This is a genomic window from Rhodococcus sp. NPDC004095 (genome assembly GCF_053604015.1).
The window spans coordinates 374,671-389,039 of the sequence record NZ_JBSGGS010000002.1 but is presented as its reverse complement, the minus strand read 5'-3'; the positions used below and the strand labels follow the sequence as shown (position 1 = coordinate 389,039).

At 70.8% G+C, this 14,369-nt stretch carries 11 protein-coding genes and 1 riboswitch; of the genes, 6 read left to right on the top strand and 5 right to left on the bottom strand.

From position 1 onward, the window contains the following. Positions 1-25 precede the first annotated feature (25 nt). Positions 26-934, top strand: a complete 909-nt coding sequence (locus ACWEPG_RS04845; RefSeq protein ID WP_450115976.1) for a hypothetical protein — start codon at positions 26-28, stop codon at positions 932-934. Between the two features lie 78 nt (positions 935-1,012). On the opposite strand, the gene ACWEPG_RS04840 is transcribed toward ACWEPG_RS04845, so the two are convergent. Both ACWEPG_RS04840 and ACWEPG_RS04835 read right to left on the bottom strand, forming a co-directional pair. Next, positions 1,013-1,939 (bottom strand): esterase/lipase family protein, encoded by a 927-nt coding sequence (locus ACWEPG_RS04840; RefSeq protein WP_450115975.1) that lies wholly within the window; start codon positions 1,937-1,939, stop codon positions 1,013-1,015. Between the two features lie 191 nt (positions 1,940-2,130). Continuing rightward, positions 2,131-2,511 (bottom strand): PPOX class F420-dependent oxidoreductase, encoded by a 381-nt coding sequence (locus tag ACWEPG_RS04835; RefSeq protein WP_450115974.1) that lies wholly within the window; start codon positions 2,509-2,511, stop codon positions 2,131-2,133. Between the two features lie 224 nt (positions 2,512-2,735). Between ACWEPG_RS04835 and ACWEPG_RS04830 the strand changes: the two genes are divergently transcribed. Further along, the gene (locus ACWEPG_RS04830; protein WP_452594071.1) at positions 2,736-4,097 is read left to right on the top strand and encodes an MFS transporter; all 1,362 of its coding nucleotides are present in this window, start codon (positions 2,736-2,738) and stop codon (positions 4,095-4,097) included. 274 nt (positions 4,098-4,371) lie between these two features. Further along, positions 4,372-5,799: a rifampin monooxygenase gene (gene rox, locus ACWEPG_RS04825; RefSeq protein ID WP_450115973.1), complete on the top strand. Its 1,428-nt coding sequence runs from the start codon at positions 4,372-4,374 to the stop codon at positions 5,797-5,799. Between the two features lie 53 nt (positions 5,800-5,852). Here rox and ACWEPG_RS04820 read toward each other — a convergent pair whose 3' ends face one another. Continuing rightward, on the bottom strand, positions 5,853-9,494 hold the full coding sequence (locus tag ACWEPG_RS04820) for a cobaltochelatase subunit CobN (RefSeq protein ID WP_450116385.1): 3,642 nt from the start codon (positions 9,492-9,494) through the stop codon (positions 5,853-5,855). Between the two features lie 35 nt (positions 9,495-9,529). Then, positions 9,530-9,666, bottom strand: a riboswitch (cobalamin riboswitch). A 9-nt stretch (positions 9,667-9,675) separates the two neighbouring features. Here ACWEPG_RS04820 and cobG point away from each other — a divergent pair. Genes cobG through cobJ form a run of 3 tightly spaced genes read left to right on the top strand, consistent with a single transcriptional unit; the run spans position 9,676 to position 13,024 of the window. Then, on the top strand, positions 9,676-10,833 hold the full coding sequence (gene cobG / locus ACWEPG_RS04815; protein ID WP_450116384.1) for a precorrin-3B synthase: 1,158 nt from the start codon (positions 9,676-9,678) through the stop codon (positions 10,831-10,833). A 29-nt stretch (positions 10,834-10,862) separates the two neighbouring features. Further along, positions 10,863-11,489, top strand: a complete 627-nt coding sequence (locus tag ACWEPG_RS04810; RefSeq protein ID WP_450116383.1) for a precorrin-8X methylmutase — start codon at positions 10,863-10,865, stop codon at positions 11,487-11,489. Beyond that, positions 11,489-13,024, top strand: coding sequence for a precorrin-3B C(17)-methyltransferase (gene cobJ / locus ACWEPG_RS04805; RefSeq protein ID WP_450116382.1), 1,536 nt, complete (start codon positions 11,489-11,491; stop codon positions 13,022-13,024). The genes ACWEPG_RS04810 and cobJ overlap by 1 nt, the downstream gene beginning before the upstream one ends. 26 nt (positions 13,025-13,050) lie before the next feature. Here cobJ and ACWEPG_RS04800 read toward each other — a convergent pair whose 3' ends face one another. Together ACWEPG_RS04800 and ACWEPG_RS04795 are read right to left on the bottom strand one after the other, a co-directional pair. After that, positions 13,051-13,350: a hypothetical protein gene (locus ACWEPG_RS04800; RefSeq protein WP_450116381.1), complete on the bottom strand. Its 300-nt coding sequence runs from the start codon at positions 13,348-13,350 to the stop codon at positions 13,051-13,053. 178 nt (positions 13,351-13,528) lie between these two features. Then, entirely contained in the window at positions 13,529-14,356 is an 828-nt protein-coding gene (locus ACWEPG_RS04795; protein ID WP_450116380.1) for an alpha/beta fold hydrolase, read from the bottom strand. Between the last annotated feature and the right edge of the window lie 13 nt (positions 14,357-14,369).

Genomic DNA, 14,369 nt, shown 5'->3' with positions numbered 1-14,369 from the left:
GGCGTCCGCTCCGGCATGGACGTGAATGAGTGAGGTGCGGTTGATGATCGGTCGTGTCGGCAGTCGACGGGAACAGGTGCGGGGGCGCAGGCCCGCGCGGATGGCCGCCGTGGTGGCCGTCGCATGTACCTCCGCGGGACTCCTGGGCGCTGGGGGTGTGTCGGCGCAGCCTGCCGCGAGCACCGGGTGCGGGTCGGCGAACGGCAGCACGACCTGCGCATACGACAGTTCCTCCGGAATCGAAGAGTTCTTCCTGGAGGTTCCGCACGACGTGACCACCATGCACGTGGTCGCGGAAGGAGGCAGCGGCGGTGGTGCACGGGGAGGCCGAGGCGCACTCGTCGAGGGTGACATTGCGGTCACTCCCGGCTCGACCCTGTACGTGGTGATCGGGAGCGGCGGCGGAACCGGCACGAACCGCGGCGGCGGATACTCCGCGCTCAGCACCGCCTCACTCGACGAGGGTGCGGCGGCGCTCGCGGGTCGTCTCGTCGTGGCGGGAGGCGGCGGAGGCGCCGGCCTCGGCGCCGGCGGTGACGCCGGTGCGGACGCCCCCAGCGGCGGCCTCGCCGGCACCGACAGTGCCGGTGGCGCAGCGGGTCTCGGCGGCACTGCTGGGGTGCTCGGCGCAGGTGGATCCGGCGGCGTCGGCGGCGGCGGTGGCGGCGGCGGCCTGTACGGCGGCGGTGGCGGTACCGCGGGCGGCGGTGGCGGCTCGTCCCTGGTTCCGGCCGGAGGAACCCTCGGCCTCTCCTCGCCCGGCTATCGCGCCAAGCTCAAGGTGTCCTTCGATTCGGCGTACGTCGTGAGTGGCAGCTCCGACAGCGGCAGCTCGGACACCGGCAGCGCAGGCAGCTCCGATTCCGGTAGCGCGGGCAGTTCCGACGCGGGCAGCTCCGGCAGCGCCGACCTGTTCGGCAGCAGCCAGTCCTGACCTCTCCGGCGCGGCATCTCGGCGCCTGGTGAGGGGAACGTCCGGCCCGAGCCGGACGGGTCCCTCACCAGGGCGCTGTCACCGACCGGAGCAGGCGTCGCCGACGTAGGACGGGTCGAGGGCGGACTTGACGACGTGCGCGACGGTCGGCGAGCTCGGCAGGCTGCCGTGGTCGGTGGTGTCGGCCGGGCACAGATCCTGCAGCCACACGTTGCGCACGGTGGCGCCCGGCCCGGCGGTCAGGAAGGTTGCCTCCGGCGGGGTGGAGATCCTGTCCGCGTGGCTGGCGGCCACGGTGTAGTCGATGCCCGGCAGGGTGTCCCCGCCGTCGTTGAGCGAGGTGATGATCGGGCTGCCGACCAGCTGCTGGACCGCGGCCTTCCCGACGATCCCCTCCACGTCTCCGGTGAACTGCGGGAAGGTCTTCGCGAGCTCCGAGAGTCCGGACATGGTGGTGCCGTGATTGGTGGCGGCGACGGTCACCAGGGTGCGCACCTTGTTCTCCGCCGGGTCGGTGGCGGCGCCACCCTCGAACTTCAGGTAGTGCCGGGCGACCACCCCGCCTTGGGAATGCGCAACCACATCCACCTGTGCGACTCCGGTCGCCGCGCGAACCCGATCGACGAACGCGCCCACCTCCCTCGCCGAGGTCGGGATGTCTCCGTTGGCGTATGACCCGGGCTGCGACCCCATCAGGCTGGAGGTGTCCTGCCCGTAGTTGAGGGTGAACACGCAGTAGCCCTGCGCGGCGAGGTCGGGTGCGAGCGCGTCCCAGTTGTTCTGGTTGCCCCAGGTGCCGTGCACCAGCACCACCGGTCGCGGGTGCGCGGCTGCGGGGCGGCAGTTCCAGTCGTTCGCGCCTGCCGGCGCAGCGGTGGGCGTCGACGCCGCGGGCGGGGCGGGAACGTTGGCATGGGCCGCCCCGGCCGCGGCGACGGCCAGCACCCCGGCCGCGGCCAGTGTCGCGCCCTTCCGGGCAAGGCCGTGGATGGTCCTGCGAGGCATCGTGATTCCCTTCGTCATGACGGGCGCGGCCGGCTCACACCGGTGGGCCGTCCATCCGACGCCACGTGGACACCGGCGACCGCTTCAGCCGGGACTCTAGTTGCGAACTGCAAGTAACCGGTGGACGTGGCGAACTCGGTGCGCCGGACGAAGGGGGCGATGTCCCGCCGGGTGGGGACTCGTGTCGGCCGCTATGCGGCGGTGACCGCCAACCCGACCGTGCCCGCCTTCCCCCGACGCAGCAGGCTGCCCTTCATCGTGAGCCAGCCGAGGATGCCGTACCTCTTGGCGATCGCGTCACGAGCGTGATCGGTCCCGGGCGGGTCGAGGATCTCCGCGGTTGCCTCCACCGCCTCGCCCTTCGGGTTGCCGCGCACGTCGCAGGGCGCAACCGTCACCCGGGGATTGCGGCGGATCCGTTTGACCTTCCACGAGTCGGTGACCGTCCACATCAGCAACCGGTCCTCGTCCCGTGCCGCCCAGAGTGGTGTCGCCACCGGTGTCCCGTCCTTGCGAAACGTCGTCAGCAGGACGTATTTCGCGTCACCGATTTCACCGAATGTGGAGTGCATGACAACAGACTACGGGGTGTGGTCCCGGTCACCGAGACAGTCCGGGGCTCGGAGTTCCGGAGCACTTTACCGTTTCCAGCCATGCGAGCGGGGCGTTTTCGCTTGCCAGAATTCGGTAGACGGCAGACGGGTTTTCAGTGACAGCAACAGACCACATCCGAGTCGACGACGCGCCGGACGGCACCGCGCGGAAGGGTCGATACAACCGTCAACGGTCCGCCTGGGTGATCATCGCGGTTCTCGTGGCGGTGGAGATCATCAGCGCGTTCGAGACGTCGATGGTGTACGCCGCCATCCCCACGTTCATCGCGGAGTTCAACAGCAACGCGGCCACGGTCGGCTGGGCCGTGACCGCCTTCCTGCTGGTGGCGGCGGCGTCGGCGGCGGTGTGCGGGCGGCTCGGCGACATGTACGGCCGCGAACGGGTCCTGATCGTGCTGCTCTTCGCCGCCGCGGCCGGGTCGATCATCAGTGCCGTCGGCGACAGCATCGGCAGCATCATCGTCGGACGGGCGATCCAGGGCGTGGCGGGCGCGATCCTGCCGCTGTGCATCGGCCTGGCCCGCGAGCACCTGCCCGCGGCGAAGGTTCCGGTCGCGGTCGCGATCATCTCCGGCTCCGCGGTGGCCGCAGGTTCCGCGTCGCTGCTGGTGGCCGGCGTGATGCTCGACCACGCCAGCTGGCACATGATCTTCGTGGTCGCGGCCGTGTACGCGATCGGCGCCATCGCACTGGTCGCGTTCGTGCTGCCGTGGCGCCCGCCGAAGGGCACGACGGAGAAGGTGGACTACGTCGGCGCGGTCGCCTTCGTGCCCGCGATCGCGGCAGTGCTGCTCGGCGTCAACAAGTCGACGACGTGGGGATGGACCGACCCGGCGACCCTCGGCCTGGTGCTCGGTGGCCTGGCGATGATGGTCCTGTGGGTGCTGTGGGAGTTGCGGGCCACGTCCCCGATCGTCAACATCCGGCAGTTCGCCGACCGCAAGTTCGCCCTCACCATGCTGGCGACCCTGGCGATCTCGATCGGCCCCATCGGCGTGACCACGATGATCATTCCGATCGTGCTCCAGTCGCCCACCAGCGCACCGTTCGGGCTGGGCCTGACCCCGACGAACGCCGGGTGGCTCTCGTTCGTCGGCTCGATGTTCGGCTTCGTCTGCACCCCCCTCAGCGGTCGCATCGCCGCGGCGGTCGGTGCCCGCACCTCGATGCTCATCGGCAGTGTCCTGTTCCTGATCGGCAACGTGCTGCTCTTCTTCGTCCACGACTCCGTCGCCGGGATGATGGTCATGGTCATCACGGTGTCGGTCGCCACGGCCTTCGCCTACACGGCGCTGCCGAACCTGCTCGTCGAGGCGGTCCCCGAGCACGCCACCAGCGAGGCCACCGGCACCAACGCGGTGGTCCGCACCGGCGGCAGCGGCATCGGCGTCTCGATCGCGACCATGCTGCTGTCGAGCACTGCCCTGGCCAGCGGCCTGAACACGATCAGCGGCCTCAATGCCGTCATCGTGATGTTGAGCGTGATGTCGCTGGCGGCCATCGGCTTCACGCTGCTGATCCGCCGGGGCGCCACCTCGCGCTGACACGGGAACCTCGAGGAGCAGAGCCAGTGGGGCCGAACCGGATTCCGGGTCGGCCCCACTCGTGTCTCGGGTGGCTGTCGGTGTGATGCGGTTTTCGGTGGCAACAGCGGAGCACACCCCTCACCCCCTTCCAACGTACAGCGCACCCCGGGTCTTGCGGCAAGACCCCGGGTGCGTTGCAGACTCGTCAGTCCGGGTCGGAACCCGCGGCGATCAGGCGATCGAGACGCGGGTCCGCGGTCGCCCGGAATCCAGGTGGACGAATGGGGTGTGCATGAGTGACGTGATCGTTGCCGGCGGCGGGCCGACCGGTGTGATGCTCGCCGGCGAGTTGCGGTTGCACGGGGTCGATGTGGTCGTGCTGGAAAGGGAGCCGGAGCCGACGAAGGTGGTCCGCTCGCTCGGCCTGCACGTGCGCAGCATCGAGGTGATGGATCAGCGCGGGCTGCTCGAACGCTTCCTCGCACACGGCACGCGACACGAGGTCGGCGGATTCTTCGCCGGCCTCGTCAAGCCGTGGCCGGACGGGCTGGACACCGCACACGGATACGTCCTCGGCATCCGGCAACCGGTCACCGACCGTCTGCTGGCCGAACACGCCACCGAACTGGGCGCCGAGATTCGGCGCGGCATCGAACTTGTCGGGCTGAGTCAGGACCAGCGGGGCGTGACCGCGGAGTTGTCCGACGGCACCGCGCTGAGTGCGCGCTACCTCGTCGGGTGCGACGGCGGCCGCAGCACGGTGCGCAAGTTGCTCGGCGTCGGCTTCCCCGGTGAACCTTCCCGCGTCGAGACGCTCCTGGGCGAGGTGGAGTTCACGGCGGAGCCGGAGCAGATCACCGCCGTGGTGGCAGAGATCCGCAAATCCCAGTTGCGCTTCGGTGCCGCACCTCTCGGGGACGGGCTGTACCGCGTGATCGTGCCTGCCGCCGGGGTGGCCGAGGACCGCACCGCCGCGCCGACACTCGAGGAACTGCGACGGCAGCTCGAGGCGGTCGCCGGCACCGACTTCGGCGTGCACTCCCCGCGGTGGCTCTCCCGCTTCGGTGACGCGACCCGGCTCGCCGACCGCTATCGGAGCGGCCGGGTGCTGCTGGCCGGCGACGCGGCGCACATCCACCCGCCGACCGGCGGGCAGGGACTGAACCTCGGAATCCAGGACGCGTTCAACCTTGGCTGGAAGCTCGCCGCCGAGGTGGCGGGCTGGGCGCCGGAGGGGCTGCTGGACAGCTACCACACCGAACGGCGCCCTGTGGCGGCCGACGTGCTGGACAACACCCGTGCGCAGATGGAGCTGATGTCCGTCGCGCCGGGCGCCCAGGCGTTGCGCCGGCTGCTGGCCGAACTGATGGACTTCGACGAGGTCAACCGCTACCTGATCGAGAAGATCACCGCGATCGGGGTTCGTTACGACTTCGGCGAGGGGCACCGGCTCCTCGGGCGGAGGATGCGGGACGTGCGGTTGACCCGGGGGCGCCTCTACGAGCTGATGCGCGGAGGTCGCGGACTGCTGCTCGACCGGACCGGCCGGCTGTCGGTGTCGGGCTGGGCCGATCGGGTCGACCACGTCGTCGACACCGACGCCGAACTGGACGTGCCCGCGATGCTGCTGCGGCCGGACGGTCACGTGGCGTGGGTCGGCGACGATCAGCAGGACCTGCTGGGCCACCTGCCCAGGTGGTTCGGCGCAGCCGCCGACTGAGCGGTCCCGGTCGGCACGTCACGGGTGGTCGCCCGTGACGTGCCGACCCGGTGTCAGCGGTCCTCGAGGTCGCCCTCGGTTTCCAGGTACACCTGTCGCAGCCCGTCGAGGACGTCCTGCGCCGGCTCCGACCACATGTCCCGTTCGACAGCCTCGAGCAGGCGCTCGGCGATCCCGTGCAGGGCCCACGGATTCGACTGCGTCATGAACTCGCGGTTCTGCTCGTCGAGGACGTACGTCTGCGCGAGCTTCTCGTACATCCAGTCCGCGACGACGTTGGTGGTGGCGTCGTACCCGAACAGGTAGTCCACCGTCGCGGCCATCTCGAAGGCGCCCTTGTAGCCGTGGCGGCGCATCGCCTCGAGCCAGCGCGGATTGACCACCCGCGCCCGGAACACCCGCGACGTCTCCTCCGAGAGGGTGCGGGTGCGCACCGCGTCCGGTCGGGTGCTGTCGCCGATGTACGCCTCCGGGTCCTTGCCGGTCAGCGCGCGCACGGTCGCGACCATGCCGCCGTGGTACTGGAAGTAGTCGTCGGAGTCGGCGATGTCGTGCTCGCGGGTGTCGGTGTTCTTGGCCGCGACCGCGATTCGCCGGTACGCCGTCCGCATGTCGTCCGCGGCCGGGGCGCCGTCGAGGCCGCGACCGTACGCGTAGCCGCCCCAGGTGGTGTACACCTGCGCCAGATCGGCGTCGCCGCGCCAGGACTTCGAGTCGATCAGCTGCAGCAGCCCGGCACCGTAGGTGCCCGGCTTGGACCCGAAGATGCGGGTGGTGGCGCGTCGCTCATCGCCGTGCTCGGCGAGATCCGCCTGCGCGTGGGCCCGGACGAAGTTCTGCTCGGCCGGTTCGTCGAGCGCCGAGACCATCCGGACGGCGTCGTCGAGGAGCGCCAGCACGTGCGGGAACGCGTCCCGGAAGAAGCCGGAGATCCGGACCGTCACGTCCACGCGGGGCCGGCCCAGTTCGGCGAGCTCGATCACCTCGAGCCGGGTGACACGGCGGGACGCCTCGTCCCACACCGGCCGGACGCCCAGCAGCGCAAGCACTTCGGCGATGTCGTCACCCGAGGTGCGCATCGCCGAGGTGCCCCACACGCTCAGACCCACCGACGTCGGGTACTCGCCGTGATCGGCGAGATAACGCGCGAGCAGCGACTCCGCCATCGCCTGCCCGGTCTCCCACGCCAGCCGGGACGGCACGGCCTTCGGGTCCACCGAGTAGAAGTTGCGGCCGGTGGGCAGCACGTTCACCAGTCCGCGCAGCGGCGAACCGCTGGGGCCCGGTTCGATGAACCGGCCGTCGAGCGCGCGCAGCACCTGGTCGATCTCACGACCGGTGCCGCGCAGCCGCGGCACCACCTCCGCGGCGGCGAACTCGAGCACCCGGACGACGTCGGCACCGTGCTCGGCACCGACCTCCTTGGCGGCGGCGGGATCCCAGCCCGACCGCTGCAGCGCGGCGACCAGGCCGTGGGCGAGTTCCTCGATCTGGTCGACTCGTCCGCGGGCCTCGTCACCGGCCTCGCTCAGACCGAGTGCCTCCCGCAGTCCGGGGACGGTTCGTTCGCCGCCCCACATCTGCTTCGCGCGCAGTACCGCGAGAACGAGTTCGACCTCGGCGGCCCCCACGGGCGCCTGCCCGAGCACGTGCAGCCCGTCGCGGATCTGCACGTCCTTGATCTCGCACAGCCAGCCGTCGACGTGCAGCAGCATGTCGTCGAACACGTCCTCCTCGGGGCGTTCGGCCAGGCCGAGGTCGTGGTCCATCTTCGCCGCCCGCATCAGCGTCCAGATCTGCTGGCGGATCGCGGGCAGCTTCGACGGGTCGAGGGCGGAGATGTTCGAGTGCTCGTCGAGCAGCTGCTCGAGCCGGGAGATGTCGCCGTACGACTCGGCGCGCGCCATCGGCGGGATCAGGTGATCGACCAGGGTGGCGTGCGCGCGGCGCTTGGCCTGGGTGCCCTCGCCCGGGTCGTTGACCAGGAACGGGTAGATCAGCGGCAGCTCGCCGAGCGCGGCGTCGGTGCCGCACGAGGCGGACATGCCCAGGGTCTTGCCGGGCAGCCACTCCAGGTTGCCGTGCTTGCCGAGATGCACGATCGCGTCCGCTTGGAAACCTCCGGCACCCGCATCAGCTGCGATCCACCGGTACGCCGCCAGGTAGTGGTGGCTCGGCGGCAGGTCGGGGTCGTGGTAGATCGCGACCGGGTTCTCCCCGAACCCGCGGGGCGGCTGCACCATCAGCACCACGTTGCCGACCCGCAGCGCCGCGATCACGATCTCGCCGTCCGGGTCGGACGTCCGGTCGACGTACAGTTCGCCGGGCGCCGCGCCCCAGTGCTCTTCGACGGCCTCGCGGAAGTCCGCGGGCAGAGTCGCGAACCAGTCGCGGTAACGGGCCGCGGAGATGCGAATCGGGTTGCCCTCCAACTGCTCCGCCGTCAACCAGTCCGGGTCCTGTCCGCCGGCCGCGATCAGTGCGTGGATCAGCGCGTCACCGTCACCGGCCGCGAGGCCGGGCAGCGCGTCCTCCCCGTCCGCCGGGCCGAGGTCGTATCCGGCCTCGCGCATCGCGGCCAGCAGCGCGATCGCGCTGGCCGGGGTGTCCAATCCGACGGCGTTGCCGATCCGGGCGTGCTTGGTCGGGTACGCCGACAGCATCAGCGCGATCCGCTTGTCCCGGTTGGGAACGTGCCGCAGCCGCGCATGCCGGACGGCGATCCCGGCCACCCGGGCGGCACGCTCGGCGTCCGGTACGTAGGTGGTCAGTCCGTCCTCGTCGATCTCCTTGAACGAGAACGGGACCGTGATGATCCGGCCGTCGAACTCGGGCACCGCGACCTGCGTCGCGACATCCATCGGGGACAGGCCGTCGTCGTTCGACTCCCACGCCTCCCGGCTGCCGGTCAGGCACAGGCCCTGCAGGATCGGCACGTCCAGCGCGGCGAGCGCGCTGACGTCCCACGACTCGTCGTCCTCCCCCGCGGACGCGCCCGCAGGCCTGCTGCCGCCGGCCGCGAGCACCGTCACGACCATCGCGTCGACGGCGCCCAGGACGTCGAGCAGTTCCGGTTCCGCGGTGCGCAGCGAGGCACAGAAGATCGGCAGGGCCCGGGCGCCGCGGTCCTCGATCGCGCGGCAGAGCGCCTCGACGTAGGCGGTGTTCCCGGCGAGATGCTGCGCGCGGTAGTAGAGCACCGCCACGGTCGGGTTCCGTGATGTCACATTGGGGGTCGTCAGGTGACCCGATGTGACATCAGGGAACCCGGGACGGTCGAGGTGTCCCCACGTCGGGGTGTGCGCCGGGGCCTCGAACCCGACGCCGGTCAGCAGCACCGTGTCCGAGAGGAACCCGTGCAGGTGCGCCAGGTTCGCCGCGCCGCCCTCGGCGAGATAGGTGTGTGCCTGCGCCGCCACCCCGGCAGGCACCGTGGACAGTTCCATCAGTTCCGCGTCTGGTGCGAGTTCGCCGCCGAGCACGACGGTGGGCTTCCCGGCGGCGAGGACCGCGTCCAGGCCCTCCTCCCAGGCCCGGCGGCCGCCGAGGATGCGGACGATCACCAGGTCGACGCCGTCGATCAGCCCGGGCACGTCGTCGACGAGCAGCCGCGCGGGGTTCGCCCACCGGTAGTCGGCGCCACTGGCTCGTGCACTGAGCAGGTCGGTGTCGGACGTCGACAGCAACAGGATCACAGGGCTGGCCTCCTCGGGGTTTCGCGCCCCACTCGGTTCGGTGGGCAGCGTCGGAGGGTCTGACTCCCCGGGAACACCCGGGTCACAGTGGCGCGACCGCACCGGATTTGCACCGGTTTCCTCACGAGCTGCCGCAATCGCCGCTGATGCTACCGGCACGGCCCCCGTAGGCTGGTGGGTGATGTCCGATACCGAATCCGCACCTGCCCGGTCCCGACCCGACGCCTGTCCAGGGGCTCTTCAGGTGCACGAGGCCGCCGACGGCGCCCTGTCCCGGGTCCGGCTGCCCGGCGGCGCGATCACCGCAGCTCAGTTGCAGGTCCTCGCGGACGCGTCCCGCGACCTCGGCAACGGGGAGCTCGAACTCACCTCCCGCGGCAACATCCAGCTCCGCGCGGTCGCCGACCCCGACGCGTTCGCGGGCCGGCTCCGTGAGTCGGGGTTGCTGCCGTCGCCTACCCACGAACGGGTGCGGAACATCCTCGCCACCCCGTTGTCCGGGCGGATCGGCGGACTCGTCGACGTCCGCGGCTGGGTGCGGGCGCTGGACGCCGGGCTGTGCGGGGACCCGCGCCTCGCGGACCTGCCGGGCCGGGTGCTCTTCACGCTCGACGACGGCCGCGGCGACGTCTCCGCGCTGAGCGCCGACCTCGGGCTCCATGCGGTTTCCCCGGACCAGGTGGCGCTGGTGCTCGCCGGCGCCGACCACGGGGTGCGGCTGCCCGCCGACGACGGGGTCGCGATGCTGCTGGACGCGGCGCGGGCGCTGCACGAGATCCGCGGCACGCGGTGGCGTCTGCACGAGATCGACGGCGGACCGCGGCTGCTGCTCGATCGGCTGGGCCTCGGGGCGACCGCCGAGCCGATCGCCTTGACCGGACCCGAGTCCGCGGGTCCGATCGGCTGGCTCGATCAGCCCGACGGCGGGGTCACCCTCGCCGCCGGCGTGCGGTTCGGGGTGCTGCCTGCGCGCCTGGCGGACTTCCTGGTCGCCGTGGAGGCACCGATCACGGTCACGTCGTGGCGGTCGATCCTGCTGCACGACCTCGACGAAGGGGTCGCCGAACAGGTCGTCCGCGTCCTCGCCCCGATGGGCCTGATCTTCGACGCGAACTCGACGTGGCTGCAGGTCAGCGCCTGCACGGGCAGGCCAGGCTGCGCGAAGTCCCTCGCGGACGTGCGGGGCGATGCGACCGACGCCGTCCAGTCCGGTCGACTTCCCGCGGAGGGCCGCCAGCACTGGTCCGGGTGTGAGCGGCGGTGCGGCCGGCCGCGTGGCGAGGTGACCGACGTCGTCGCCACCGGCGACGGCTACCGGGTGGACCCACCCGCACGCTGAGCGTGGATCGCCCCATATCGTGGGGAGCCATGACCGACTACATCCGCGACGGAGCCGAGATCTACCGTCAGTCCTTTGCCACGATCCGGGCCGAGGCCGACCTCACCCGGTTCCCCGCGGACGTCTCACAGGCCGTCGTGCGGATGATCCACGCCTGCGGTCAGGTCGACCTCGTCGACGACGTCGCGTTCACGCCCGGCGTGGTGTCCGCGGCCCGCGCCGCGCTCCGCAACGGGGCGTCGATCTTCTGTGACGCGACGATGGTGTCGTCGGGGGTGACGCGAAAGCGCCTGCCCGCCAGGAACGATGTCGTGTGCATGCTCGGCGATCCGCGGGTGCCGGTGATCGCCGACCGTCTCGGCAACACCCGCTCGGCGGCGGCGCTGGAATTGTGGGGGCCCAAGCTGGAAGGTGCGGTCGTCGCGATCGGCAACGCCCCCACCGCGCTGTTCCACCTACTCGACATGATCGACCAGGGCGCACCGAAGCCGGCGGCGATCATCGGCTGCCCGGTCGGATTCATCGGTGCCGCCGAGTCCAAGGAGGACCTGATCCTCCGCGCCGGCGACATCGAGTACATCGTGGTGCGGGGACGCCGTGGCGGCAGCGCGATCACCGCCGCCGCACTGAACGCGATCGCCAGCGAGGTCGAGTGATGGCGGGCAAACTCTTCGGCATCGGTCTCGGCCCCGGCGACCCGGAACTGGTCACCGTCAAGGCCGCGCGGATCATCGGCGAGGCCGACGTCATCGCGTTCCACAGCGCCCGTCACGGCCGCAGCATCTCCCGCGCCGTCGCCGCCCCGTACATGCGCGAGGGACAGCTCGAGGAGCACCTGGTCTACCCGGTGACCACCGAGACCGTCGACCATCCAGGCGGCTACCAGGGCGCGATCGACGACTTCTACGCGGAGGCGTCGGAGACCCTCGCCGCGCATCTCGCCGCGGGCCGGACGGTCGCCCTGCTCGCCGCCGGGGATCCGCTTTTCTACAGCTCCTACATGCACATGCACAAGCGACTGTGCGACCGCTTCGACGCCGAGGTGATCCCCGGCGTCACCTCCATCAGCGCGGCATCCGCGGCGCTCGGGGTGCCGTTGGTCGAACGGGACGAGGTGCTCACCGTGCTGCCCGGGACGCTGCCCGCCGAGGAGCTCACGAGGCGGCTGCGGGAAACCGACTCGGCCGCGATCCTGAAGCTCGGCCGCACCTTCCCCGCTGTGCGGCAGGCGCTGGCGGACTCCGGCCGCCTCGGCGAGGCCTCGTACGTCGAACGCGCCAGCACCGACAAGCAGCGGGTCCTGCGCGCCGCCGACGTCGACGAGTCGCAGGTGCCGTACTTCTCCATCGCCATCGTGCCCAGCCCGTCGAACAATCCTGCGGCGCAGCGTGACAGCGTGACCGGGGCGAGCGAAGCGACGGGGTGTGTGACCGGGGCGAGCGAAGCGACGGGGTGTGTCACGGTCGTCGGGCTGGGGCCCGGCGACGACGCGTGGACGACCCCCGAGGTGCGCGACGAACTTGCTCTGGCGACCGATGTCGTCGGCTACACCACCTATGTGAACCGGGTACCGGTGCGGCCCGGACAGAACCGGCACTCCAGCGACAACAAGGTCGAATCCGAGCGCGCCGCAATGGCTTTGGATCTCGCCAAGCGCGGGGCTCGCGTCGCCGTCGTGTCGTCGGGCGATCCCGGCGTGTTCGCGATGGCGGCCGCCGTGATCGAGATGGCCGCCGACGAGCAGTGGCGCGACGTGCCCGTGCGGGTCCTGCCCGGCATGACCGCCGCGAACGCCGTCGCCAGCCGCGTCGGCGCCCCACTCGGCCACGACTACGCGATGATCTCCCTCTCCGATCGGCTCAAGCCGTGGGACGTGGTGGCGCGGCGGATCTCCGCGGTCGCCGCCGCCGACATGGCGATGGCCGTCTACAACCCGGCGTCGAAGTCCCGGACCTGGCAGGTCGCGGCGATGAAGGACCTGTTGCTCGAACACCGCTCCCCCGATACCCCGGTGATCGTCGGCCGCGACGTCGCCGGGCCGGAGGAGAGCGTGCGGATCGTTCCGCTCGGCGACCTCGAGCCGTCCGAGGTGGACATGCGCACGCTGCTGATCGTCGGCTCTTCGCAGACGACGATCGTCGACTCCGGCGGTGAGCGGAAGGTGTTCACGCCGCGGCGCTACCCCGGCTGACCGGTACCCGCGCCGCCGACGCGGCGTCAGTGTTCGTCGTAGTGATCGCCGTGCTCGGCGTGCCGGTGGCCGTCGTGGATGTAGTCCACGTGGTCGCCGTGCGGCACCGCGACGTGGCCGCAGCCCTCGCCGTGGTGGTGTTCGTGGCTGCCGTGCACGGAGTGCTCCGCGGTCTCGCACTCGTCGACGTGGCCGGCGTGCACGCGGTGCAAGTGTCCGTCGTGGACGTAGTCGACATGGTCGCCGTGCGGCACCGCGACGTGCCCGCAGCCGGGCCCGTGCTCGTGGTCGTGATCGGTGTGAGGGTGATGCTCGGATTGCGTCACAGGACACTTCCTCCCGGATCGACGTCAGGACGTCCCCACTCGAAGCTAGACCGCGGTGACGGGCGCCACAACACGACCGACATCGGAACCAGCCGCGCCCCCGCGCCGTTGCCTGCTGAATGCCGATTGGGTGCCGCGGACCTCTTGCACACCGACCGGCCTCCGGTGAGCTATGCGTTCATCCGGCTATCGATGGCCCGACACCTGTCAGGAAGTCCACGAGTCGCTGGTTGATCTCGTCGGGCCTCTCGAGGTATCCGTAGTGGCCGCAGTCGGCGATCTCTTCGTAGCGGCCGCCGGGAATGGCGTCGGCAACCTCGCGGCCATGGGCGGGCGGCGTCATGCGATCGTCGGCGAAGCCGATGACCAGGGTGGGCGCGGTGATACTGGCGCAATCGCCGAGCCGATTGCGTGATCGGTCCATGCCGAGCTGGGCGCGCACGCCCGCCGTGGTTCGCGGTGCGGCGGAGAATTCGAAGATGTCCAGCCACTCCTGCGCCTTCTCGGGGTCGCAGAGTGTCCGCGGCGACAGGTGCAAGAGTGCGTTCACTGCTGCGGCATACTTCGGTGGCAGTTCCACTCCCTGGTCGTGAAGGGCCTGCCGCCCCAGATTGAGGGTGGTCTCGACCGGATGCGGTCTCCCGGTGGCGGCGAGCATGACAGCCTTCGCAACCAGGTCCGGACGCGCGATCGCAAGTTCCTGGACCACGCGCGCTCCCATCGAGACCCCGACGACATGTGCAGGCGCCCCGTCGAGGTGTTCGATCAGTGCGGCCGTATCGGCTGCCAGATCGTCGATGCTCATGTTGTCCGTGCCCTCGTCCGAGGGAGCGATCCCGCGGTTGTCGAAGGTGACGACCCGGAATCCGGCCTTCACCAGGGCTGGGACCTGGTATGTGTTCCAGACGCGGCCCGGGCTGCCGCTCCCCATGACCAGCACAACCAGTGGACCGGTGCCTGTCACGGTGTAGTTGAGTCGGATTCCGTTGAGGGTGGCGATGGGCATGTCCGAGTGACTC

What these genes read in the sequence shown, in the direction of transcription:
- ACWEPG_RS04845 (WP_450115976.1), top strand. Translation starts at nt 26, where the DNA reads ATGAGTGAGGTGCGGTTGATGATCGGTCGTGTCGGCAGTCGACGGGAA.
- ACWEPG_RS04840 (WP_450115975.1), bottom strand. Translation starts at nt 1,939, where the DNA reads ATGCCTCGCAGGACCATCCACGGCCTTGCCCGGAAGGGCGCGACACTG.
- ACWEPG_RS04835 (WP_450115974.1), bottom strand. Translation starts at nt 2,511, where the DNA reads ATGCACTCCACATTCGGTGAAATCGGTGACGCGAAATACGTCCTGCTG.
- rox (WP_450115973.1), top strand. Translation starts at nt 4,372, where the DNA reads ATGAGTGACGTGATCGTTGCCGGCGGCGGGCCGACCGGTGTGATGCTC.
- cobG (WP_450116384.1), top strand. Translation starts at nt 9,676, where the DNA reads ATGTCCGATACCGAATCCGCACCTGCCCGGTCCCGACCCGACGCCTGT.
- ACWEPG_RS04810 (WP_450116383.1), top strand. Translation starts at nt 10,863, where the DNA reads ATGACCGACTACATCCGCGACGGAGCCGAGATCTACCGTCAGTCCTTT.
- cobJ (WP_450116382.1), top strand. Translation starts at nt 11,489, where the DNA reads ATGGCGGGCAAACTCTTCGGCATCGGTCTCGGCCCCGGCGACCCGGAA.
- ACWEPG_RS04795 (WP_450116380.1), bottom strand. Translation starts at nt 14,356, where the DNA reads ATGCCCATCGCCACCCTCAACGGAATCCGACTCAACTACACCGTGACA.